23 protein-coding genes are annotated in these 20,831 nt (G+C 72.3%); 11 read left to right on the forward strand and 12 right to left on the reverse strand.

Translation table 11 applies throughout. The features are described 5' to 3' along the window. Positions 1 to 49 precede the first annotated feature (49 nt). The 6 genes from FB047_RS09120 to FB047_RS09145 form a co-directional block, all read right to left on the reverse strand. Positions 50 to 1,210 carry a cystathionine gamma-synthase gene (locus FB047_RS09120; RefSeq protein ID WP_136586839.1) on the reverse strand — a complete coding sequence of 387 codons (1,161 nt, stop codon included), beginning with the start codon at positions 1,208 to 1,210 and terminating at the stop codon, positions 50 to 52. Then, positions 1,207 to 2,211 carry a pyridoxal-phosphate dependent enzyme gene (locus FB047_RS09125; RefSeq protein ID WP_136586840.1) on the reverse strand — a complete coding sequence of 335 codons (1,005 nt, stop codon included), beginning with the start codon at positions 2,209 to 2,211 and terminating at the stop codon, positions 1,207 to 1,209. Before FB047_RS09125 ends, FB047_RS09120 begins: the two co-directional genes overlap by 4 nt. Positions 2,212 to 2,364: 153 nt before the next feature. Continuing rightward, entirely contained in the window at positions 2,365 to 3,213 is an 849-nt protein-coding gene (locus tag FB047_RS09130) for an SDR family oxidoreductase (RefSeq protein WP_136586841.1), read from the reverse strand. Positions 3,214 to 3,336: 123 nt separating this feature from the next. Then, entirely contained in the window at positions 3,337 to 3,657 is a 321-nt protein-coding gene (locus FB047_RS09135; RefSeq protein ID WP_136586842.1) for a hypothetical protein, read from the reverse strand. Next, the gene (locus FB047_RS09140; RefSeq protein ID WP_136586843.1) at positions 3,654 to 4,226 is read right to left on the reverse strand and encodes an Asp23/Gls24 family envelope stress response protein; all 573 of its coding nucleotides are present in this window, start codon (positions 4,224 to 4,226) and stop codon (positions 3,654 to 3,656) included. The genes FB047_RS09135 and FB047_RS09140 overlap by 4 nt, the downstream gene beginning before the upstream one ends. A 5-nt stretch (positions 4,227 to 4,231) precedes the next feature. Further along, positions 4,232 to 4,774, reverse strand: coding sequence for an RNA polymerase sigma factor (locus tag FB047_RS09145; RefSeq protein WP_136586844.1), 543 nt, complete (start codon positions 4,772 to 4,774; stop codon positions 4,232 to 4,234). 121 nt (positions 4,775 to 4,895) lie between these two features. Between FB047_RS09145 and FB047_RS09150 the strand changes: the two genes are divergently transcribed. The 5 genes from FB047_RS09150 (at position 4,896) to FB047_RS09170 (ending at position 8,811) form a co-directional block, all read left to right on the forward strand. After that, positions 4,896 to 5,312: an Asp23/Gls24 family envelope stress response protein gene (locus FB047_RS09150; RefSeq protein WP_136586845.1), complete on the forward strand. Its 417-nt coding sequence runs from the start codon at positions 4,896 to 4,898 to the stop codon at positions 5,310 to 5,312. Positions 5,313 to 5,466: 154 nt separating this feature from the next. Further along, positions 5,467 to 6,306 carry an NAD-dependent epimerase/dehydratase family protein gene (locus FB047_RS09155; RefSeq protein ID WP_136586846.1) on the forward strand — a complete coding sequence of 280 codons (840 nt, stop codon included), beginning with the start codon at positions 5,467 to 5,469 and terminating at the stop codon, positions 6,304 to 6,306. A gap of 34 nt (positions 6,307 to 6,340) precedes the next feature. Continuing rightward, positions 6,341 to 6,631: a hypothetical protein gene (locus tag FB047_RS09160; RefSeq protein WP_136586847.1), complete on the forward strand. Its 291-nt coding sequence runs from the start codon at positions 6,341 to 6,343 to the stop codon at positions 6,629 to 6,631. Positions 6,632 to 6,705: 74 nt separating this feature from the next. Beyond that, entirely contained in the window at positions 6,706 to 8,172 is a 1,467-nt protein-coding gene (locus FB047_RS09165; RefSeq protein WP_276606275.1) for a dihydrolipoyl dehydrogenase family protein, read from the forward strand. 12 nt (positions 8,173 to 8,184) lie between these two features. Continuing rightward, positions 8,185 to 8,811 carry a TetR/AcrR family transcriptional regulator gene (locus tag FB047_RS09170; protein ID WP_136586849.1) on the forward strand — a complete coding sequence of 209 codons (627 nt, stop codon included), beginning with the start codon at positions 8,185 to 8,187 and terminating at the stop codon, positions 8,809 to 8,811. Between the two features lie 26 nt (positions 8,812 to 8,837). Here FB047_RS09170 and FB047_RS16900 read toward each other — a convergent pair whose 3' ends face one another. Together FB047_RS16900 and FB047_RS09175 are read right to left on the reverse strand one after the other, a co-directional pair. Then, entirely contained in the window at positions 8,838 to 9,065 is a 228-nt protein-coding gene (locus FB047_RS16900) for a hypothetical protein (protein ID WP_167494191.1), read from the reverse strand. Positions 9,066 to 9,071: 6 nt separating this feature from the next. Further along, positions 9,072 to 10,397, reverse strand: a complete 1,326-nt coding sequence (locus tag FB047_RS09175) for an MFS transporter (RefSeq protein ID WP_136586850.1) — start codon at positions 10,395 to 10,397, stop codon at positions 9,072 to 9,074. Between the two features lie 120 nt (positions 10,398 to 10,517). Here FB047_RS09175 and FB047_RS09180 point away from each other — a divergent pair, with 120 nt between their 5' ends. From FB047_RS09180 to FB047_RS09190, 3 genes are all read left to right on the forward strand, one after another. Then, complete coding sequence (locus FB047_RS09180; RefSeq protein ID WP_136586851.1) at positions 10,518 to 10,910, forward strand: PaaI family thioesterase; 393 nt, start codon at positions 10,518 to 10,520, stop codon at positions 10,908 to 10,910. A gap of 414 nt (positions 10,911 to 11,324) precedes the next feature. Next, the gene (locus FB047_RS09185; RefSeq protein ID WP_167494192.1) at positions 11,325 to 11,840 is read left to right on the forward strand and encodes an RNA polymerase sigma factor; all 516 of its coding nucleotides are present in this window, start codon (positions 11,325 to 11,327) and stop codon (positions 11,838 to 11,840) included. Continuing rightward, complete coding sequence (locus FB047_RS09190) at positions 11,827 to 12,825, forward strand: hypothetical protein (RefSeq protein WP_136586853.1); 999 nt, start codon at positions 11,827 to 11,829, stop codon at positions 12,823 to 12,825. Before FB047_RS09185 ends, FB047_RS09190 begins: the two co-directional genes overlap by 14 nt. 60 nt (positions 12,826 to 12,885) lie before the next feature. Here the strand turns inward: FB047_RS09190 and FB047_RS09195 are convergent, their stop codons facing one another. Next, the gene (locus tag FB047_RS09195; protein ID WP_136586854.1) at positions 12,886 to 13,815 is read right to left on the reverse strand and encodes an aldo/keto reductase; all 930 of its coding nucleotides are present in this window, start codon (positions 13,813 to 13,815) and stop codon (positions 12,886 to 12,888) included. A 99-nt stretch (positions 13,816 to 13,914) separates the two neighbouring features. On the opposite strand from FB047_RS09195, the gene FB047_RS09200 reads away from it, so the two are divergent. Beyond that, entirely contained in the window at positions 13,915 to 14,121 is a 207-nt protein-coding gene (locus FB047_RS09200; RefSeq protein ID WP_136586855.1) for a hypothetical protein, read from the forward strand. Between the two features lie 3 nt (positions 14,122 to 14,124). On the opposite strand, the gene FB047_RS09205 is transcribed toward FB047_RS09200, so the two are convergent. The 3 genes from FB047_RS09205 to FB047_RS09215 all read right to left on the reverse strand — a co-directional run bounded on the left by FB047_RS09205 (position 14,125) and on the right by FB047_RS09215 (position 18,139). After that, complete coding sequence (locus tag FB047_RS09205; protein ID WP_136586856.1) at positions 14,125 to 15,585, reverse strand: MFS transporter; 1,461 nt, start codon at positions 15,583 to 15,585, stop codon at positions 14,125 to 14,127. A 201-nt stretch (positions 15,586 to 15,786) separates the two neighbouring features. Beyond that, positions 15,787 to 16,893 (reverse strand): fatty acid desaturase family protein, encoded by a 1,107-nt coding sequence (locus FB047_RS09210; RefSeq protein WP_136586857.1) that lies wholly within the window; start codon positions 16,891 to 16,893, stop codon positions 15,787 to 15,789. Between the two features lie 196 nt (positions 16,894 to 17,089). Then, positions 17,090 to 18,139 (reverse strand): serine/threonine-protein kinase, encoded by a 1,050-nt coding sequence (locus FB047_RS09215; protein WP_136586858.1) that lies wholly within the window; start codon positions 18,137 to 18,139, stop codon positions 17,090 to 17,092. Positions 18,140 to 18,333: 194 nt separating this feature from the next. Here FB047_RS09215 and FB047_RS09220 point away from each other — a divergent pair, with 194 nt between their 5' ends. Then, positions 18,334 to 18,996, forward strand: a complete 663-nt coding sequence (locus FB047_RS09220) for an arsenate reductase/protein-tyrosine-phosphatase family protein (RefSeq protein WP_136586859.1) — start codon at positions 18,334 to 18,336, stop codon at positions 18,994 to 18,996. Between the two features lie 187 nt (positions 18,997 to 19,183). Next, the gene (locus FB047_RS09225) at positions 19,184 to 20,566 is read left to right on the forward strand and encodes a pyridoxal phosphate-dependent decarboxylase family protein (protein ID WP_136586914.1); all 1,383 of its coding nucleotides are present in this window, start codon (positions 19,184 to 19,186) and stop codon (positions 20,564 to 20,566) included. Positions 20,567 to 20,831: the final 265 nt, after the last annotated feature.

Genomic DNA, 20,831 nt, shown 5'->3' on the forward strand with positions numbered 1-20,831 from the left:
CGACGAACCCGGCGCCCGCACTTGCGGAGCGTCGGGTTCGTCCATTCGGTCAGAGCGCGGCGAGTGCCTGGTCGACGTCGGCGACGAGGTCGCCGACCGACTCGATACCCACCGACAGGCGCACGATCGTCTCGGGCACCGCGAGCTCGGTACCGCGGACCGAGGCGTGGGTCATGGCATCCGGGTAGTTCACGAGCGACTCGACGCCGCCGAGTGACTCGGCGAGCGTGAACAGGCGCGTCGACTCCGCGAACCGGCGGGCGGCGGCCCCGTCGGCGAGCTCGAGCGAGACGATGCCGCCGAACCCGCTCATCTGCCGCGCCGCCAGCTCGTGGCCCGGGTGCGAGGGCAGACCCGGGTAGTACACCTTCGCGACGCGGTCGTGCGCGAGCAGGTGCTCGGCGACCGCCTGGGCGTTCGAGCTGTGGCGTTGCATGCGTACCGCGAGGGTCTTGATCCCGCGCGTGGTCAGGTAGGCGTCGAACGGTCCCGACACCGCCCCGGCGGCGAACTGCAGGAACTGCACCTTCTCGGCCAGCGCGGCGTCGGCGAACGCGAGGGCCCCGCCCACGACGTCGCTGTGGCCGCCCAGGTACTTCGTCGCCGAGTGCACGACGACGTCGGCGCCGAGCGAGAGCGGGCGCTGCAGGGCGGGCGAGGCGAAGGTGTTGTCGACCACGACCAGCGCACCGGCGTCGTGGCCGAGACGCGCCAGTCCCGCGATGTCGGTGATGCGCAGCATCGGGTTGCTGGGCGTCTCGACCCAGACCAGCTTCGGCGCGCTCTCGGCGAGGGCGGATGCCACGGCATCCAGGTCGCTCATGTCGACGACGCGCAGCTTCACGCCCCACGGGCCCAGCACCCGCGCGAGCAAGCGGTACGTGCCGCCGTAGACGTCGTTGCCGAGCAGCACCTCGTCGCCGGGGACGAGGGCCGCGCGCAGCAGCGCGTCTTCTCCCGCGAGGCCGGACGCGAACGAGAGCGCGCGCGCCCCGCCCTCGAGGGCGGCGATCTGGGTCTCGAGCGCGGTGCGCGTGGGGTTGCCGCTGCGGCCGTACTCGTAGCCGCCGCGGAGGCCGCCGATGCCGTCCTGCGCGTAGGTCGTCGAGACGTGGATCGGCGGGATCACCGCGCCGGTCGTCTCGTCGGGCGCCTGTCCCGCGTGGACGGCGAGGCTGTCGAAGCCGCGGGCGGCGTCGTGGGTGCTCATGCGGAGTGCTCCTCGGGGGTCGAAGGAAGGAGGGATGCCACGGGCGCGACCTCGTAGCCGCGCGCGGTCATCCACTCGTCGTCGAAGATCTTGCTCAGGTATCCGCGGCCGTGGTCGGGAAGGACGACGACGACGACCGCGTCGGCGGGGAGGTCCCTCGCCACGCGCAGGGCGCCGACGACCGCCATTCCGCTCGAGCCGCCCACGAGCAGCCCCTCCTCGCGGGCGAGGCGGCGGGTCATCGCGAACGACTCGGCGTCGGAGACGCGCTCGTAGGCGTCGACGAGGGTCGGGTCGAACGCCGGCGGCCAGAAGTCCTCCCCCACGCCCTCGACGTCGTAGCCGTGGATGTCGTCACCCGAGTAGATCGACCCCTCGGGATCGACGCCCACGATCCGCACCGACGCCCCGGCGACCTCGCGCAGGTAGCGACCGGTGCCGGTGATCGTCCCGCCGGTCCCGACCCCCGCGACGAAGTGCGTCAGCTCGCCGTCGGTGTCGCGCCAGATCTCGGGGCCGGTGGTCTCGTAGTGGCTGCGCGGCCCGTTGGGGTTGGCGTACTGGTTGGGCTTGAAGGCGCCCGGGATCTCGCGCACGAGACGATCCGAGACGCTGTAGTAGGAGTTCGGGTCGTCGGGCTCGACGTTCGTGGGCGTGACCACGACCTCGGCGCCGTAGGCGCGCAGCACCGCTCGCTTGTCTTCGGCGACCTTGTCGGGCACGACGAACACGCAGCGGTAGCCGCGCTGCTGGGCCACGAGGGCCAGGCCGACACCGGTGTTGCCACTGGTCGGCTCGACGATGACGCCGCCCGGCTGCAACAGACCGTCGCGCTCCGCGGCGTCGACGATGTTCGCGGCGATGCGGTCTTTGGCCGACCCGCCGGGGTTGAAGTACTCGATCTTCGCGAGGACCGTGGCGGCGATGCCGTCGGTGACGCGGGTGAGGCGGACGAGGGGGGTGTTGCCGACGAGGTCGGCGACGCTCTGGGCGTAACGCACGGTGGCATCCTGAAGGTTGGTGCGCCCTCTGCGGGCGCGGCTGACGGGGTCGTCGAAAGAGAACGCGGGGCGTTCAGCGACAACAGCGACAGGTCAGCACGCGGTCAGCATACCCGAGTCGGGTCCGGGATCGCATCGCGACGTGGTCGGGCCTCACGAGACGGCGCCCAGGAACTCCTCGAAGCTCTGCGCGGGCCGACCGGTGACGCGCTCGACGTCGGGCGAGACAGCCGCGAGGTCGCCGCTCGCGATGGCGGTGTAGGTGCTCACCCACGCGTCGACCTGCCAGCGCGGGGCGCCGAAGGCGGCGCGCGACGCGTAGGCCTCGTCGACGGTCTCGTCGAGGAACCGCACGGGGTGGCCGCGCACGGCCGAGATCTTCTCCGCCACCTCCGCCATCGTCAGCGCCTCGGGGCCGGTGAGGTCGTACGAGACGTCGGCGTGCGCGGAGGGGTCGCGCAGCACCGCGACGGCGGTGGCGGCGACGTCGGACCGCGACACCAGCGAGCAGCGCCCCTCGCCCGCCGGTCCCCGGATGACCCCGTCGTCGCCGGCGAAGAGCTCCATCATGTCCATGTAGAAGTTGTCGCGCAGGAACGTGAACCTCATCCCCGACGCCCGGATGATGTCCTCGGTGGCCGCGTGGTCGCGGCCGAGCGTGAACACCGCGTCGGGGGCGGCGGCGAGGAACGACGTATAGACGATCGAGCGCACGCCCGCGGTGGCCGCGGCCTCGACGAAGGTGCGGTGGTGCTCCACGCGGTCGGCGGTCTCGGAAGCCGAGACCATCAAGAGCGTCTCGACTCCCTCGAGGGCCGCGCGGGCGGCATCCGCGTCGGAATACCGGGCCACGTGGATCTCGGCGCCGTCCAGGCGGGGCGCGCGTGACGCGTCGCGCACGAGCAGACGCTGGGGGATGCCGCGCGCGGCGAGGTCGCGGGCGACGCGGCCTCCCACGGCTCCGGTGGATCCGGTGACGGCGATGACGGGCGGCGTGGACATACGGCCTCCGGGGCGAGTGAGCGGTACGTCCAGCGTATGCCGCCGCAGACCCCCTCGGCCGGGAAAAGCCTCAGTGATGGAGCTTCGGCCGCGTGGTGCGCGGTGCGCGGTGCGCGACGGCGCTCAGGAGGCGGGTGCCACCAGACGCGCGACGCGCACCCGCACGGTCGCCGGCTCGTCGTCCGAGCCCGCACCGCGCGCCGCCGCCGCCACGGCCGTGGCCACGGCGGCGGAGTCGTCTTCGGTCGAGACGCCGATGCAGACCGTGATGGCGCGCGCGCCCGGCACGTCGTCGACGGCCGCGAGCGACCCCTCGACGTCGGCGACGTGCTCGAGAGCACGAGCGACCACCGGTCGGGCGGAGTAGCACTCGCGGACGCCCTCGACTGCGGTGACGGCCAGATCGATGCGTGGAGCCAGTTCGGCCGCCGTGATGCGGGTCATTCGTCTTCCCCCTCGTCCAGATGGACGTCGCCGACGGTCACGTCGACGCGTCCGACCCTCAGATCGCCGTGCCGCTCGATCGCCTGGCGGATGCCGTCGCGCATCTCGTCGACGGCGGCGTTCATCGCGCGGCCGAAGCGCACGCTCACCGTCACCCGCACGTCGAGCGGGGCATCGGGCTCGGGCTGGTCGAGCCGCACGCGCCCGACCAGCACGCCCTCGATCCCGTCGCCCACCGCGCGGATCAGCTCGTAGAGCGCACCCTCGGTGACGACGATCTCCGTTCCGTCCTCGGTGCGCGCCAGGGGGATGTCACGTCCGGAGCGGAACTCTCGCATCACCTCCCGCATGATGCTGTCGTACCAGGAGTCGGCGAGGGGCTCGGCAGCCTGCTCCTCGACGATCTCGCGCGACAGACGGCCCATGCGCTCCATGGAGGCGAGGACCGCCTGGCACTCGGCATTGCGCTCGATCGCGGGGATGCGGGGGGTCCTCCCGCGATCGAGATAGGCGGAGAGGTCTTCCAGTGTGTAGCCGGAACCGCCGATGTCGTCGTTGTGCTCGCTCATTCCGGTCACCTCCACTCCTGCATGCGTTCCAACACGGTCTTACGTGCCCGGGCGAGACGACCTCGCACCGTGGCGGCCGACTCCCCCACCTCGACGGCGATCTCGTCGTAGCTGTGCCCGCCGACCTCGCGCAGCACCCAAACGACGCGGAGTTCCTCGGGCAGTTCCGCCAGCACCTTCTTCAAGGCGTCCATCTGCGACGACGCCACGGCCGACCGCTCCGGGTCGTCGGCGGCCGACACCATCTCCTCATCGATCTGATCCGAGATCTTGCGCGAGCGCAGCCGGTCGGTCGCCTTGCGCGAGACGATGGTCGTCAGCCAGCTTCGCACCTTCTCGGGGTCGGTGAGGTCGGGCAGTCGGCGCCACGCCGTGATGAGGGCTTCCTGCACGCAATCGTCGGCGTCGGCGCGGGAGCCGGTGAGACGCGTGGCGAAGGCGACGAGGAACGGGGCGTGCCGGCGCACCAGCACTCCGAACGCCAGCTGATCGCCGTCGGCCGCGCGCGACGCGAGGAACGCGTCGGTGGCGGTGGACAAAGAGGGCATCGCGTTTCCTGTCAGCAGATTTCCAGGCTCGGGCCGTGACGTTTCACGAATCGGTTCCGTCCACATAGCGAAACACCCCGCACCCTTCGCGGACGGGGATCTTGACGAAAGGACGCATCCCATGGCACAGAACTCCTCCCTCTCGGCCGACGCCCGCACCGGCGCCGGCAAGACCGTCATCGTCGACCCGGTGGTCGCGAAGGTCGCCGGTATCGCCGCGGCCGAGGTCCCCGGCGTGCACGCCCTCGGTGGCGGCGCCGCGCGCGTGATCGGCAACATCCGTCAGGCCGTGGGCGCGAAGGACTACGCCCAGGGCGTGAGCGTCGAGGTGGGCGAGACCGAGGTCGCGGCCGACATCGCCATTCAGGTCGACTACCCCGAGCGCATCCAGCGCGTCGCCGACGACGTGCGCTCGGCCGTCCGCCGGGCGATCACGGAGATCGTCGGGATGAAGGCCGTCGAGATCAACGTGACCGTGGTCGACGTCTACATCCCCAGCGACGACGATGACGAGCAGGAGGAGGCGCGCGTCCACTGACGTGCCGTCCGGGCCCGCGAGCTGACCGCTCGCGGGCCTTTCCCGTGTCCGGCACGGCGCGCTCTCGTGGATCCCGCGTCAAGACGTGCACCGGTGTCGTACCCCGCCGCTATCGTCGGCGGCATCCCTCCCCCACACCCAGGAGCTCAGCATCATGCGCATCGCCCTCACCGGTTCGTCCGGAAAACTCGGCACCGTCGTCGCCCGCGAACTGCGCGCGGCGGGCCACGACGTGATCGGCCTCGACGTCCGCGGCGATCGCGGCCCCGGGTTCGTCCAGGTCGAGCTCACCGACTACGGCCAGGTCATCGACGCCCTCGCCGGGGTGAACGACCAGCACCAGGGGTTCGACGCGGTCGTGCACCTCGGCGCGATCCCGGCCCCCGGCATCCGCTCCGATGTCGCGACCTTCCACAACAACATGACCAGCACGTTCAACGTGTTCTGGGCGGCCGTGCGCCTCGGCATCCGCAAGATCGTCTACGCCTCGAGCGAGACGGTGCTGGGCCTGCCGTTCGACGTGCCGCCGCCCTACATCCCGGTCGACGAGGAGTACGCCCCGCGCCCCGAGTCGGTGTACTCGCTCGTCAAGACGCTCGAGGAGCGCCTCGCGACCGAGCTGGTGCGCTGGAACCCCGACCTGTCGATCACGGCGCTGCGCTTCTCGAACGTGATGGTCCCCGACGACTACGCGGAGTTCCCGTTCGACGACGACGCGCGCACCCGCAAGTGGAACCTCTGGGGCTACATCGACGCGCGCGACGGCGCCCAGGCCATCGAGCGCGCCCTCGAGGTCGCGCCCGCGGGCTTCGACACGTTCATCATCGCGGCCGCCGACACCGTCATGACCCGCCCGAACAGCGAGCTCGTCGCGGAGGTGTTCCCCGGTGTCGAGACGCGCGAGCTCGGCGAGAACACGACGCTGCTGTCTATTGAGAAGGCCCGCCGGCTTCTGGGGTACGATCCGCAGCACTCCTGGCGCGACGGGCGCTGACCCGCGCCCGGTGGGGGCGTGACAGACTCGGCGAATGGATGCCGATGACCCGAACACGCCCTCACCGGCACCCGCCGCAGACGAACCGATCCTGCCGCTGCCGACGGCGCACGAGAAGGAGACGAAGTTCGTCGCGCGCAGCGGCGCGGTGGTGATCCTCCGCCTCATCGACACCGGTCGCTTCGAGGTGAAGCTCGACACGCGCGGCGACTACACCGCGACGCTGCTGCACGACGGACGGTCGTTCTCGCTGCACCCCGCCCCGGGCGTGCACGCGATCGGCGGATCGGGTCTGACCGCGAGCGACCTGTACGAGAGGTTCTGACCGAGAGCACAACCCCCGGTCGGGGTGGAGCCCCGGCGGATTGACTGGGGTCCTCGACCCTCGGGAGGACCACCGTGCGCGACACCGCCAGCCCCGCCCCCTCGCCCGACACCCGCGCCTCCGCCGCCCCGGCGCGCGCGGAGGTCGACGAGTACGACGTCGCCGTGATCGGAGCGGGTCCCGCGGGCACCGCCGCGGCCCTGCGCGCGGCCGAGCTCGGCGCCCGCGTCGTCGTGCTCGAGGCCGGCCGCGTGGGCGGCACGTGCGTGAACACGGGCTGCGTCCCCACGCGCGTGCTGGCGAAGGCCGCGCGACTGATGCGCGAGACGCGCGCGGCCGACGACTACGGCATCGTCGTCGACGAACCGCGCGTGGAGTGGTCCGCCGTCGTGGCGCGCGTACATGAGCGCGTGGATGCCGTCCGCTCGATCAAGCGGGAGGCCGAGCGATTCGCGGCGGCGGGCATCGACCTCGTGCACGAGGGCCGGGCGCGCTTCGACGACCAGCACACCCTCGTGCTCGACACGGGTCGGCGCGTGCGGGCGGAGTCCATCCTCGTGTGCGTCGGCGGGCACTCCCGCCGCCTGCCCATCCCGGGCGCGGAGCTGGCGACCGTCCCCGAGGACGTCCTGGCCCTGCCGGAACTGCCGCGCCGCGTCGCGGTCATCGGCGCGGGCAACACCGGGGCGCAGCTCGTGACGGTGTTCCGCTCGTTCGGGTCGGAGGTCACGCTGCTCGATGTCGCGCCGCGCGTGCTCATGGCATCCGATGCGTCCATCTCGCGCGCGATCGCGACATCGCTCGAGAACAGCGGCGTCGACGTGCGCTGCGGGATCGACACGGTGGAACGCCTCGATCGACGCGACGACGGCGCGATCGGCCTCACCTGGGGCGAGGGCGGCGGATCACGCACGGTCGACGTCGACGTCGTCGTGATGGCCACGGGATGGCCCGCCGACGTCGAAGACCTCGGGCTCGAGAAAGCCGGGGTCGAGGTGGAGCGCTCGGCGATCCCCGTCGACCGGTACTTCCGCACGATCGTGCCGCACATCCTCGCCGTCGGCGACGCCAACGGCCGCGACATGCTCGTGCAGGCCGCGCAGTTCGAGGGCGAGGCGGCGGCCGAGAACGCCGTGCTCGGAGCGAACCGCCGGACGCCCCACCACCTCCTGCCCGCGGGCGGGTTCACCGATCCCGACTACGCCGGTGTCGGCCTGACGGAGGAGCAGGCGCGCGATCGCGACCCATCGTGCGTCGTGGCCACCGTGCGCTTCGCCGACCTCGACCGGGCCGTCATCGACGACCGCGAGAACGGCTTCCTCATGCTCATCGCCGACCGGCGCCGCGAGCTCGTGCTCGGTGCGCACGCGGTCGGCGAGAACGCGGTCGAGGTCATCCAGTCGGTCACGACCGCGATGGCGGCCGGGATCGACGTCGCGACCCTCGCGGGCGTGCGCTTCGCCTACCCCACCTACAGTGCCGTGATCGGGAACGCGGCGCGCGCGCTGCTGCACGCCGACGCCCCGGCGCTGCTGGAATGACACACTGACAGGGTGACCGCCGCCGACTCCGCCGTGCCCCCCGCCGCCGACGCGCCCGCCCGGCGCGGTCGGCCCGGCTACGACCGGGAGGGCATCCTCGCCGTCGCGGTGCAGCTGTTCAACGAGCAGGGCTACGACGCCACGAGCGTGTCCGACCTCGCCCGCCGCCTGGGCCTGGCCAAATCCGCGCTCTACCACCACTTCTCCTCCAAGGAGGAGCTGCTCTCGGTCGCCCTCGAAGCGGCCCTCGGCGGGCTCGAGGCAGTCCTCGACGATCCGCGCGCGGTCGAGGGCGCGGCATCCGACCGCCTGCGGCACGTGCTGACGGGAGCGACCGACGTGCTGGTGGCGCAGCTGCCCGCCGTGACCTTGCTGCTGCGCGTGCGCGGCAACAGCCCGGTCGAGCAGGCCGCGCTCGAACGCCGGCGCGTGTTCGACCACCGCGTCACCGCCCTCGTCGCCGACGCCCAGGCCGAGGGCGACGTGCGCGACGACGTCGACGCGGCGGTCGCGGCGCGACTGCTGTTCGGGATGATCAACTCCGTCGTCGAGTGGTACCGCCCCGGCGGCGGGGTGGACGGCGATCGCCTCGGCGCCGACATCGTGCGGATTGCGCTCGAGGGCCTGCGCACGTCCTGACGGCGCGGGTGCGCGCCGCCGCGAGATCACACGATCGGCGCGAGATCACCCGATCCGCGCGGCGCACAGCGGGTGATCTCGCGCCGATCGTGTGCGTTCACGGTCCGGCGCGGCGCAGCGGCGACCCCGCGCCGCGCGAACGCCCCGCGCAGCGCGAACGCCTCGCGCAGCGCGACCGCCCCGCGCAGCACGAACGCCCCGCGCACCACCCCGGGGCCCCGCGCGTCGAACGGCGCGGGGCCCCAGGGCGGCATCCGGGATCAGGCCCGCAGGTCGACGCCCTTCGGCTCCTTGATGAGCGAGACGGCGACCAGTGACACCAAGGCAGCGACCGCGATGTACGCACCGATCGTCCACGACGCGCCGGTCGAGCGCAGCAGCGCCTCGGCGATCATCGGGGCGAAGGCGCCGCCGAGGATCGCGCCGAGCGCGTAGCCGATCGAGACGCCCGAGTAGCGCACGTTCGCGGGGAACATCTCGGCGTACAGCGCGGCCTGCGGGCCGTACGACAGCCCCAGTCCGAGGGTCATGACGAACAGCGCCACGAAGTACCAGACGATGTTCCCCGTGTCGATGAGGAACCACATCGGCACGGCCCAGACCGCCAGCAGCAGGTAGCCGAGCTGGAACGTGCGCACGCGGCCGAGGGTGTCGGAGAGACGGCCGCCCCACAGGGTGAAGCCGAGCCAGCCGAAGGATGCCAGGGTCGTGGCCAGCAGCACGGTGGGGCGCTCGAGCCCGAGGACGGTGACCGTGTAGGTGGCGAAGAACGCGATGAGCAGGTAGCCGGCGGCGTTGTTGCCGATGAACACCAGCGCGGTGAGCACGACCTGGCGCCAGTTCTTTCGGAACAGCTGGCCGAGCGGGGCGGACGACTCCTTGCGGCGGCGCACGAGGTCTTCGAAGACGGGGCTCTCCTCGACCGCGCGACGGATGACGTAACCGACGACGATCAGCACGATCGAGAAGAGGAACGGCACACGCCAGCCCCAGGCGAGGAAGGCCTCGGCCGACATCGACGAGGTGAGGATCCACAGCGTCGCGGTGGCGAGGATCATGCCCACCGGGACGCCGATCTGCGGGAACGCCCCGAAGTAGCCACGACGGGTCACGGGGGCGTGCTCGACCGAGAGCAACGCGGCCCCGCCCCACTCTCCACCGGCCGAGAAGCCCTGCAGCACGCGCAGCAGGATGAGCAGGATGGGGGCGGCGACGCCGATTGCGGCGTACGTCGGCAGCACACCGATGAGGGCCGTCGACACGCCCATCATGATGAGGGTCAGCACGAGCATCTTCTTGCGCCCGAGACGGTCGCCGAGGTACCCCGCGACGATCGCGCCGAGGGGACGGAAGAGGAACGAGATGCCGATCGTCGCGAACGACAGCACCTGCGCGATGGCCGGGTCGGACTCCGCGAGGGGGGCGAGGAACAGCGGCGCGAGCACGAGGCCGGCCGCTTGGGCGTAGATGAAGAAGTCGTACCACTCGATCGAGGTGCCCACGAGGGTCCCGGCGAGGACGCGCCGTTCCTCTCGCGAGATGCCGGCCGTGGTGGCACGGGTGGATGCCGCTGTCTGCGAGGCCATGAGAACTCCGTCGTTCTGTGGGGGCAGGGTCGAACTCGACGGCACCTGTTACCGACCGAGCGTTCAGTAATAGTGTCAGACGTGCGTCCGTCCGACAAGAGGACGGCGGAAGGAGCGGCCATGACACCCTGGACGATCGTGCCCGGTGCCCTCGACGAGCGTCTCGGCATCGTCGTCACGGCGCAGTCGACCGACGGCGTGAGCGCGTCGATGCCCGTCGACGGCAACACCCAGTCGCTCGGGCGGCTCCACGGCGGAGCGACGGCGGCCCTCGCCGAGGCGGTCGGATCGTGGGCGGCGATGATCCATGCCTCGACCTCCGGGAAGGTGTGCGTCGGCGTCGACCTGAACATCACGCACCATCGCGGAGCGCGCGACGGTCGCATCCACGCCGTCGCGACCCCGGCCCATCGGGGGCGGCGCATCGCGACCTACGACGTGCGCGTGACCGACGACGACGGCCGACTCGTGGCGACGGCCCGCATCACGAACCTCCTCGTCGATCCGGAGTGAGGTCGATCCGGAGTGAGGTCGATCCGGAGTGAGGGCGCGGCGACGTCGGCGCCGGGCTCCGGTGCGCGCACGACCACCGGCGACGGCTGACGCCGGGACCCCGCGCGCCCGCCCCGCGAGCGCGAGACCGGGCCCCGCGCCGCCCTCTGGCATCCTGGATGCCATGGCGAGGATCCGAGGGAGTGCACTGCCCCCATGCAGCGCACTCCCTCGCCCGTCGATCCTTGTCCCGAACATCTCTCGACGGGCGTATGGGCATCGTCTCGAAGCCGGAGACGACACCCACCCCCATCAATGTGGTGTCGTCCGGAGCGCATTCCTTACACGCGCCCAGAAATCTTTTCCCGCCCGCCGATCTGTAAGGATCGAGCGCGACGGGACACAGCCCTTTCGAACGCACGGAGACGCGCGCCGGTGATCGACGAGACGGAATTCGTGGCGCTCTTCCGCGAGCACCACAACGCCGTTCGGCGATTCATCGAGCGGCGCGTATCGGATCGCGAGGCCGCCGCCGACCTCACGATGGATTGCTTCGAGATCGCGTGGCGCAAACGCGATCCGCGTGATCCGTTCGGATTGCCGTGGTTGTACCGCACCGCGCGCAACCTCATCGCGAATGAGTATCGGCGACGCGACCGGGAGGGGGCATTGTGGACGCACATCGAAGACCACGTGCGCGCCCTGGCGAGCGAGGCCGAACCGGCGATGGCGCAGCGTCTCGTCGACGCGATCCGCGGCCTGCCCGAGCGCGAGCGCGAGATCCTCTGGCTCACCTACTGGGAGGAGCTGTCCGCCGCCGAGGTCGCCCTGGTCATGGAGATGAACACCGGCGCCGTGTGGACCCGACTCAACCGCGCCCGCGCGCGATTGCGGCCCCTGCTCGAGCGGGCGGCTGCCCCGAGGGAGGAGGTGAGCGATGACCGACGATGACCTCGCGCGCGCCCTGCGCCGACTCGACCCCGCCGAGACGCCTCTCGACGCTCCGCTCCCCCTCGACGCCGAACGTCGCCTGCGGCGGATCCTCGACCACCCGCCCACCCGCCGTCGCCGCCCGTCCCTCGCGTGGATCTCGGCCGCGGCCGCGGTCGCGATCGTCGTGGCCGTCGTGACGGGGATGCTGTGGATGCCGGGATCGTCGGCATCCGCTCAGACGCCCAAGCCCCTCGTGTACACCGCCGTTCCCAGCGGAACCGGCGCGGCCGAGGTGATCGCGCGCGCACAGGCCCAGCTGGCCGCCGGAGCCGGCGCCGTCGCCGCCGAGCGGCGCTCCCTGTCGCTCGGCTGGTACTTCAGCGCCTCGCCCGACGGCGCGGAGGCCACCGTGTTCCGGCGGGAGTGGGTCGATGTGCGGTGGAACGAGGACTTCTCCGGGTCGGTGGTGACCACCGCGGCGGAGGCGACGAACGCCGACGGCGACACCGTCCCGAACGTCGACCCCGCGCCCGGGACCGTCGTGGGCGAGATGCGCTACGTGCGCAACCAGTTCCGTCCGCTGTCTCCGTCGTCGCCGGACGCCTCGGTCGACGCCATGCGCGCGCTCGTCGAGACGGCCACGGGCGCGACCGGAACCCTGAGCGCGGGCGACGCCCTGGTGGGGGTGCGCAGCATCCAGGGCGAGTGGACGTTGGACGACGCCCAGCAGTCCGCGCTGCTCGAGGTCGTCGCCTCCTCCCCCGGCCTGCGGGCGCTCGGGACGACGCAGGACCGCCTCGGTCGCGAGGTCGTGGGTCTGGCCGGCATCCCCTCGTCGACGGCCGACACCGACGTGACGCTGCTGTTGTCGACCGAAACCGGGCGCATCGTCGGATTCGAGTCGGCGCTGACCGCCCCGAACACCGATCTCGACCTGCCCGCCGGGTCGTTGACCGAGTACGCCCTGTGGGACGTGCAGGACAGGGCCGACGCTCCCCGCTGAGCGGCCCCGGGTCGATCACGGCGTCTCGCCCCGGCGGCAGCGGGCGCGCAGCCGGCGCGGTCAGCGCCAGGGGCGCTCCGCGCGTTCCCGCCAGTACTGCACCGGGTCGACCGCGAGGGCCTCGAGATCCGCCCGCTCGATCGTCCGCGCGGGCGCCTCCGCGGCGCGCTGGAGGTGGCGGCGCGTCGTGGCTCCGACCAGCACGATATCGGCGAAGGCCTGCGCGCGGGCGGCCCCGATGGCCGCGATGTCGGGATCGACCCCGGATGCCATCCGCTCGAGCGCGCTCCCGGGCGCCGCCTCGGCGAGGGAGCCGTTGGCGAGCACCTCTTTCAGCACGACTGTCCAGCCGGCGTCGTGCGCCGCGGCGAGCGCATCGCCCGCCGAGGGCTCGCGCAGGTTCCAGGTCGCCTGCACCGCCTGGAACGGGGTGTCGGGGAGGGCGAGGGCCGCGCGCAGCACGTCGGCCTGCCGCGGGCCGCTCGTCGACAGTCCCGCACGCACGCCCTCGGCGCGCAGCCGGCGCATCCGCTCGAGCACGGCGGCATCCGCCAGCACCGGGCTGTCGGGCGTGACGGAGTGGATCAGGTACAGATCGGGGACGGTTTTCAGCGCCGCGAGCGTCTCGGGCCACTGCCGGTCGAGCATCGCGGCCGAGTGCTCCTTGCGCTCGTGGACCGCGGCATCCATCCGCCAGTCGCCGACGTAGGCGTAGCCCCACTTCGAGCCGATCGTCAGCTCGCGACGACGCTCGGGGTGCGCCGCGAGCCACGAGCCGAGGAACTCCTCGGCGTACCCGTACGACCGGGCCGCATCGACGTAGCGGATGCCGAGCGCCCACGCCTCGTCGAGGAGCTCGTGCGCGCGCGCACGCATCGCCTCGACCGATCTGTCGGCGGGCTCGCCCAGGTCGGCGTCGCGCGCGGTCGTGATGTAGGCGGGGCGGCCGACGGCGGCGAGGCCGAGGCCGAGGGGGGCGGGGACGCTCATGCTCCGACGCTAGCGGGGCGCGGGAACATCCGGGCCTCGGCGCCGGTTGCTCCTGAGGTCCCGTCGACGGGTGTCGGCGGTGCACGAAAGCGAACCGCCATGACCTTCCTCGATGCCTCCCCCGACGACCGGCAGCCGATCTGCCCGGCCTGCGGGATCACGATGCACCCTCTCCTCGACGAGGGCGAGGACGCCGACGAGTGCCGCGAGTGCGGGTTCCAGCTGGAGTGGCCGGCGACCCGCGGCGTCGCGCGCGCGGATGACGACGACGACCGCCCGCGCTCGCGCTGGGATGACGAGGGCTGAGCCCTATCGCGTCCGCGACCGCCGCACCTCGATGCCGCTGAGCACGGCCGCCGACAGCGAGAAGACGACCGACACCGCGAGCGCCACCGTCAGGGCGTCGGCGAAGACGCCCGGGGCGGGCGCCGCGGAACCCGGTTCGGTCGCCCGGGCCGCTCCCGCGAGCACGATGACGAAACTCGTCCCGAGCACCGTCTGACCGATCGAGGCGCCCACCCGCTGCGCGGTCTGCACGACACCGCCGGCGACGCCGCCGCGCGCGGGATCGATCTCGGCGAGGGTGAGCGTCTGATTCGGCGTCACGATCGACCCGCCGGCGACGCCGAGGAGGAACAGCGGCAGGCACAGGCGCAGGATCACGCTCGTCGGGTCGGTGGCCTCGGGGGCGGCGCGGACGACGAGGCCCAGCACGATCGTGACGAGGGTGAAGACCGACACCGCCCCGAGCAGCAGGGGCCGACCGACGCGCGACACGAAGCGGCCGGCGAGAGGGGCGCCGAAGACCGTCCCCACGGCGTAGGCGGTGACCCCGAGCGCCGACTGCAACGCTGTGAAGCCGAGCCCGTCCTGGTAGTAGAGCGCGAGGACGAGCGGGATGCCGGTGTTGCTGCAGAAGAACACCACCGCGAAGACCACGCCGATGACGAACGAGCGCGTGCGGAACAGGCGCAGATCGACCAGGGGCGCGGCATCCGCCCGCGTGAGTCGGGCCTCGTGGCGGACGAAGGCGACGAGCAGACCCGCCGCGGGGATCAGCAGGAGGAGCGTCACGGGTCCGCCGGACTGCCCCGTCTCGACGATCGGGAACAGCAGGCACAGCAGCCCGGTGCCGAGCAGGACGACGCCGAGCAGGTCGAGCCGGCGCCCGGAGCCCTGCGCGACCGGCGCGTCGGCGGCGACCCACCGACGCGCGAGCACGACCGCCGCGATGCCGATCGGCACGTTGATGAAGAACACCAGGCGCCAGCCGTCGGTCTCGCCGCCCACCGCGATCAGCAGGCCCGCCACGACGGGGCCGAGCGCGGTGCCGGCGCCCACCGTGAGACCGAGCCGCCCGAAGGCCTTGCCGCGCTCGAGCGGGGGGAACGCGTTCTGGATGAAGCCCGAGACCTGCGGTCCGATCATGCCGCCGAAGATCCCCTGCACCACGCGCGCCGCGATGAGCACCTCGGGGGTCGGGGCGAGCCCCACCGCGGCGCTCGCGACGACGAAGCCGAGCATCGACACGACGAACATGCGCCGGCGTCCGCGGCCGTCGCCGAGGCGGCCGCCGATGACCGGGACGAGCCCGAACGCCAGGACGTAGCCGGTGATGACCCACTGCAGCTCGCTGGGCCCGGCCCCCGTCGATCGCCCGATCGAGGGGAGGGCGACGTTGGTGACGCTGAGGTCGAGGAGCGAGGCGAACTGCCCCATCAGCAGCACGGCCAGGGCGCGCCACCGGCGCGGATCGGCGGATGCGTCCACCGGTCAGCGGGTCCGGCCGTACCGGCGTCGGGTCGGTCCCGTCGACGCGCGGATCGCTCGATGCGTCATCCAGACCTCCCGGGTTCGTCGCTCCAGGCTACGTCCGCTCCGAGGCCACGGGGCGCCCGCCCGTGCGCGCGTCGAGGGCGCAGCGCGCCGGTGAGAGCGGGCGGATGCCGTTCACCCGCGCGCGGGGTCCGCTCAGGCCCGCGCGGCGGCCGACGTCATCGGGCACTCGAACGGGTCGCGCGCGGCGAGACCGACGCGGTTGAGGTACCGGATCACGATGCCGTACGACTGCAGCAGCGTCGTCTCGACGTACGGCACGTTGAGGGTGGCGCTGTGCTCTTTCACGATCGCGCGGGCACGGCTGAGGTGCGGGCGCGGCATGTTCGGGAACAGGTGGTGCTCGATCTGGTAGTTCAGCCCGCCCATGAGCCACGTGGCCCACCAGCCGCCGGTGATGTTGCGCGAGGTGCGCACCTGCTTGCTGAAGAAGTCGAGCTTGGCATCCGGGGCGATCACGGCCATGCCCTTGTGGTTCGGGGCGAACGAGGCGCCCATGTACACCCCGAACGCCGCCAGCTGCACGCCGAGGAACGCGAATGCCATGCCGAGCGGGAGGAACACGAACACCGGAGCCACGAACACGGCGAAGCGCAGGGCGATGATCCCCAGCTCGGTCCATCGTCCCTTGACCTCGCCGCGCGAGAAGAGGTGGCGGAAGGCGTGCGCGTGCAGGTTCGCGCCCTCGAGGGTCAGCAGCGGGAAGAACAGCCACCCCTGGCGGCGGGTGATCCAGCGGCGCAGTCCGCGGGCCTCGACGGCATCCTCCTCGACGAACGAGATGGTGTCGACCTCGATGTCGGGGTCCTTGCCCACGCGGTTCGGATTGGCGTGGTGGCGGGTGTGCTTCGACGTCCACCACGACAGGCTGATCCCCACGACGCCCGCGGCCAGCCACAGCGCCAGTCGATCGTTCGCGCGTCCCGACGCGAAGATCTGCTTGTGCGCGGCCTCGTGCGCGAGGAACGCGACCTGGGTGAACAGGGTGCCGAAGGCGGCGGCGATGAGCAGCTGGAGCCAGCTGTCGCCGAGGAGGACGAAGCCCGTCACGGCCCCACCGAAGCCGACCGCGAGCGCGGCGCCCACGAGGGCGTAGAAGGCGCGGGCGCGCGTCAGCAGGCCCGTCTCGCGCACGACCTGCGACAGCTCGGTGTAGGCCTTCGCCATGGGCGGGAAGTCCGTCGTGCCCTTGTACGTCTGGCGGATGGGCCCCAGGCGGGACTCGATGGTGGGGGAAGGCATGACCTGCTCCTCGGGTGGGGGTGACCGCGACGGCCGGAAGCCGAGGGCGGATGCCGAGGACTGATCTCGACGCTACGTCGGCCATATGCCCGAGGGCGCATGTTCTGCCGGGTCGACCCGCGGGATTACGCGCATCGGGTCGCGGGGAGGGTTCTGAAGGTCAGGCGATTGCCAGGTTGGCGCGCCCGCGGTCCGTTCAGCGCGCGTGCGTGACCCAGGCCCAGATCGGCGATCGCCGACGGACGACCGTCTCGCGTGCCTGCCCGACCGCGTGCAGGGCCGAGACCGGCTCGCCGTCGATCGGCACGGCGACCTCGGCGACGGGCACCACCGGCTCAGTCGCCGGAGCACCTCGACGCAGCTCCGTGACCACGCCCACGACCTCGTCCGCGGTGGGCCGCCGCGCGGGATCGGGGTCGGTCATGGCGGTGAGGAGGACCTCCCACCCCGGACCGAAGCGCGAAGGGATGACCGGATCGAAATCCAGCGGCGCGAGCACGAGGTGCTGCGCGGCCCCGCCCAGCACGGGGCTCTCGCCGGTCAGCGCCTCCACGGCCAGCAGGCCGAGGGCGTAGATGTCGGCGGCGGCTCCCGGAATCTCGCCGCGCACCTGCTCGGGAGCGAGGTAGTCGTCGTCGTCTTCGGGCGTCTCGGCGGGCGCCCCCGCCAGCAGATGCGTCACACCGAAGTCGGCCAGCACCGCGATGAACCGCCGGCCGGGGTGGCGCACCGGTCGGAGCAGGATGCGCGACGACGTGAGGTGGTGGTGCACGATGCCCACCTCGTGGACGGCGGCGAGGGCGCGCGCGAGATCCTCGACGAGGGCGGCGGCGGCATCCGGGCGCAGCGGTCCGTCGTCGTCGAGCAGCTCGCGCAGAGAGGGACCGTCGATCAGCTCGGTCACGAGGTACCCGCGGCCGTCGGCGGAGAGGTGCGCGTCGTAGAGCGTGACGAGGAAGGGGTGGTCGAGCGTCGTGAGGGCGCGCGCTCCCTGCAGCCGACGCGGCGGGTCGGAGGCTCCGACGGGGTCGACGGGGAAGACCGTGACGACGACGTCGCGCAGGAGGATGTCGTCGCGCGCGCGGAACGCGTGGCCGTCGTGACCGCGCGGGCCGAGGGGCGCCCGCACGCGGTACCGCCCCGCGAAGACCCCGGACAGATCGGGCAGGAGCGAGGCCGCGGCATCCTTCTCGCGCAGCGCGCGCAGAGCCCGACGCCCGCCGTCTCCCGGGGCGGCCGCGCTCATCGGCGGGTTCGCCGGATCGACGACATCCGCGCATCCGATGTCGGCTGCCGCATGAGAAACTCCTCTAGCCCGGAGCGGGAGACGACCGCAACGGGCGCACTCTTGGGGGGCGCCCGCCCGTTGCGGTCGCTCAAACTGTACTGAGCAAAACGGAAGTTCGCATCCGGGTGACACGGCGGGCGGACGGGGGCATAATGGACGACCTTCAGCGACGGGCCGACGCGTTCGCCGCGCTCGGCGACCCCGGTCGTCTGCGCATCGTGGACCTGCTCGCGATGGGTGACATGTCGTCGAGCGAGATCGCCGATCTGCTCGGGATGAAATCGAACCTCGTCGCCTTCCACGCCAACGTGCTGGAAGACCGCGGCATCGCGCGCCGCGTGCGCTCCGAGTCGGACGGACGACGCAGCTACCTGCAGCTCGTCCCCGAGGCCTTCTCGGATCTGACGCTCGCCCCGCGCAAGGTCGAGGGGCGGGTGCTGTTCGTCCGCACGGCGAACTCGGCCCGGTCTCAGCTGGCGCGCGCCATCTGGGGGGCGCACAGCGCGATCCCCGCCGAGTCGGCCGGAACCCACCCGGGCGAGCGCGTGCACGCGGGCGCGGTCGCCGCGGCGGCCCGGCACGGCCTGCGCCTCGACGACGGGGTGCGTCCGCGCTCCCTTACCGAGGTGGCCCGGCCCGGGGACTTCGTCATCAGCGTGTGCGACCACGCGCACGAGAACCTCGGCGGACGCGACGACGTGCACTGGTCGATCCGCGACCCCGCGCACACCGGCAGCGACGAGGAGTTCGACCGGACGGTGTCGGAACTGCGCGCGCGCATCGCCCGCGTGGCCCCGCAGTTGACCGCGGCATAGGCGTCAGGGGCTCTTCTCGACCGGGGACCCGAGGGCGGGCGCGCCCCGCACGGCGGGTCGCCCCCGAGGGCGAATAAGCTACCTCCAGCGAGCCGGACCCACCCGTCCCGAGCCGACCCTGTCGATGCCGATGTCGACGCCGCCTCCCGCCACGGCTGCGCTCGGCATCCCGATCCCGGAGATCCTGATGCCCCACTCCCCCGCCGCGCGCATGCACGAGGTCAGCGACGAGACCCGCGCCATCGTCGACATGGTGCTCGAGTACTCGCGGGGTCGCCTCACCGCCGAGGACACCCCGCTCGACAAGCCGCTCCCGGCCGCCGAGCTGACGCGCCTCGCGGGCCGCACGATCGACGAGAAGGGCATCGGCGCGCGCAAGGCCCTCGGCGTCTTCGAGCACGTCCTCGCGCCCGCGTGCATCACGACCGACGACCCCCGCTACCTGTCGTTCATCCCCAGCGCCCCCACCAAGGCGGCCGCGGCCTTCGACCTCGTCGTCTCCGCCAGCGCCCTCTACGGCGGCTCATGGCTCGAGGGAGCGGGAGCGGTGCACGCCGAGAACGAGGTGCTGCGCTGGCTCGCCGCCGAGTTCGGACTCCCCGCCGGTGCCGGAGGCGTCTTCGTGCAGGGCGGCACGCTGGGCAACCTCTCGGCGCTCGTCGCCGCGCGCGAGGCCGCTCGGGACCGGTTCGCGGATGCCGGCAAGCCCCGCCCCGACGCCTGGCGCGTCGTCTGCAGCGTCGAGGCGCACTCGTCGATCGCGTCGGCCGCCCGCGTGATGGACGTCGAGGTCGTGGGCGTGCCCGTGGGCGACGACGGCGTGCTGCGCGGTGACGCTGTGCGCGCGGCCCTCGACGAGCACGGCGACAGCGTCTTCGCCGTGGTCGCCACCGCCGGCTCCACCAACTTCGGCATCGTCGACGACATCGCCGACATCGCCCGGGCCCTCGAGGGCACCGACGCGTGGCTGCACGTCGACGGCGCCTACGGGCTCACCGGCATGCTCTCGCCGCGCGCGCGGCACCGCTTCGCCGGCGTCGAGCACGCCGACTCCCTCGTCGTCGATCCGCACAAGTGGCTGTTCGCCCCGTTCGACGCCTGCGCGCTCATCTACCGCGACCCCGAGCTCGGACGCCGCGCCCACACGCAGCACGCCGAGTACCTCGACACGCTCACCGAGACGAGCGACTGGAGCCCCTCGGACTTCGCCGCTCACCTCACCCGACGCGCGCGCGGCCTGCCGCTGTGGTTCTCGCTCGCCACCTACGGCGCCGCCGTCTACCGCGAGGCCATCACCGCCGCAATCGACCTCGCCGAGCGCATCGCGGACGAGATCGACGGCCGCCCCGAACTCACGCTGGTCCGCCGTCCTCAGCTGGGGGTCGTGGTCTTCGAGCGCGTCGGCTGGGAGAAGGCGGACTACGACCGCTGGTCGGCGCAGCTGCTCGACGGGCAGCACGCCTTCGTCACCCCGTCGAGCCACGCCGGTCGCGTGAACGCGCGCTTCGCGATCCTCAACCCCCGCACGACGTTCGACGACCTGGTGGGGATCCTCGACACCATGACGTGAGGCCGGAGGCGTCGTCGGCCCCCACGCGGCATGTCGCATCGTCCCGGCGGCGCGTCTCGACCTCGCGAGTCCGATGGCCTTCTTCACACCTCGCGTTCCCGGAGGGAGGGGGACGGCACCGGGCACACGCCGCGTGAGCGCGTGGTGTGCCCGGTCCGCTTCCTCCGACGCGGGGGCCAGAATCCCTGCGTCTCAGCCCTTGTTCGAGAACGCGGCGTCGAAGAGCTGGTGCGGCGGGGTGATCTCGCCGAGCTTGCGCACGAAG

Origin of the sequence: Microbacterium hydrothermale, assembly GCF_004854025.1 — a bacterium.
Classification (GTDB): domain Bacteria; phylum Actinomycetota; class Actinomycetes; order Actinomycetales; family Microbacteriaceae; genus Microbacterium; species Microbacterium hydrothermale.

What these genes read in the sequence shown, in the direction of transcription:
- FB047_RS09120 (WP_136586839.1), bottom strand. Translation starts at nt 1,210, where the DNA reads ATGAGCACCCACGACGCCGCCCGCGGCTTCGACAGCCTCGCCGTCCAC.
- FB047_RS09130 (WP_136586841.1), bottom strand. Translation starts at nt 3,213, where the DNA reads ATGTCCACGCCGCCCGTCATCGCCGTCACCGGATCCACCGGAGCCGTG.
- FB047_RS09135 (WP_136586842.1), bottom strand. Translation starts at nt 3,657, where the DNA reads ATGACCCGCATCACGGCGGCCGAACTGGCTCCACGCATCGATCTGGCC.
- FB047_RS09140 (WP_136586843.1), bottom strand. Translation starts at nt 4,226, where the DNA reads ATGAGCGAGCACAACGACGACATCGGCGGTTCCGGCTACACACTGGAA.
- FB047_RS09145 (WP_136586844.1), bottom strand. Translation starts at nt 4,774, where the DNA reads ATGCCCTCTTTGTCCACCGCCACCGACGCGTTCCTCGCGTCGCGCGCG.
- FB047_RS09150 (WP_136586845.1), top strand. Translation starts at nt 4,896, where the DNA reads ATGGCACAGAACTCCTCCCTCTCGGCCGACGCCCGCACCGGCGCCGGC.
- FB047_RS09155 (WP_136586846.1), top strand. Translation starts at nt 5,467, where the DNA reads ATGCGCATCGCCCTCACCGGTTCGTCCGGAAAACTCGGCACCGTCGTC.
- FB047_RS09160 (WP_136586847.1), top strand. Translation starts at nt 6,341, where the DNA reads ATGGATGCCGATGACCCGAACACGCCCTCACCGGCACCCGCCGCAGAC.
- FB047_RS16900 (WP_167494191.1), bottom strand. Translation starts at nt 9,065, where the DNA reads ATGCCGCCCTGGGGCCCCGCGCCGTTCGACGCGCGGGGCCCCGGGGTG.
- FB047_RS09175 (WP_136586850.1), bottom strand. Translation starts at nt 10,397, where the DNA reads ATGGCCTCGCAGACAGCGGCATCCACCCGTGCCACCACGGCCGGCATC.
- FB047_RS09180 (WP_136586851.1), top strand. Translation starts at nt 10,518, where the DNA reads ATGACACCCTGGACGATCGTGCCCGGTGCCCTCGACGAGCGTCTCGGC.
- FB047_RS09190 (WP_136586853.1), top strand. Translation starts at nt 11,827, where the DNA reads ATGACCGACGATGACCTCGCGCGCGCCCTGCGCCGACTCGACCCCGCC.
- FB047_RS09195 (WP_136586854.1), bottom strand. Translation starts at nt 13,815, where the DNA reads ATGAGCGTCCCCGCCCCCCTCGGCCTCGGCCTCGCCGCCGTCGGCCGC.
- FB047_RS09200 (WP_136586855.1), top strand. Translation starts at nt 13,915, where the DNA reads ATGACCTTCCTCGATGCCTCCCCCGACGACCGGCAGCCGATCTGCCCG.
- FB047_RS09210 (WP_136586857.1), bottom strand. Translation starts at nt 16,893, where the DNA reads ATGCCTTCCCCCACCATCGAGTCCCGCCTGGGGCCCATCCGCCAGACG.
- FB047_RS09215 (WP_136586858.1), bottom strand. Translation starts at nt 18,139, where the DNA reads ATGAGCGCGGCCGCCCCGGGAGACGGCGGGCGTCGGGCTCTGCGCGCG.
- FB047_RS09220 (WP_136586859.1), top strand. Translation starts at nt 18,334, where the DNA reads ATGGACGACCTTCAGCGACGGGCCGACGCGTTCGCCGCGCTCGGCGAC.
- FB047_RS09225 (WP_136586914.1), top strand. Translation starts at nt 19,184, where the DNA reads ATGCCCCACTCCCCCGCCGCGCGCATGCACGAGGTCAGCGACGAGACC.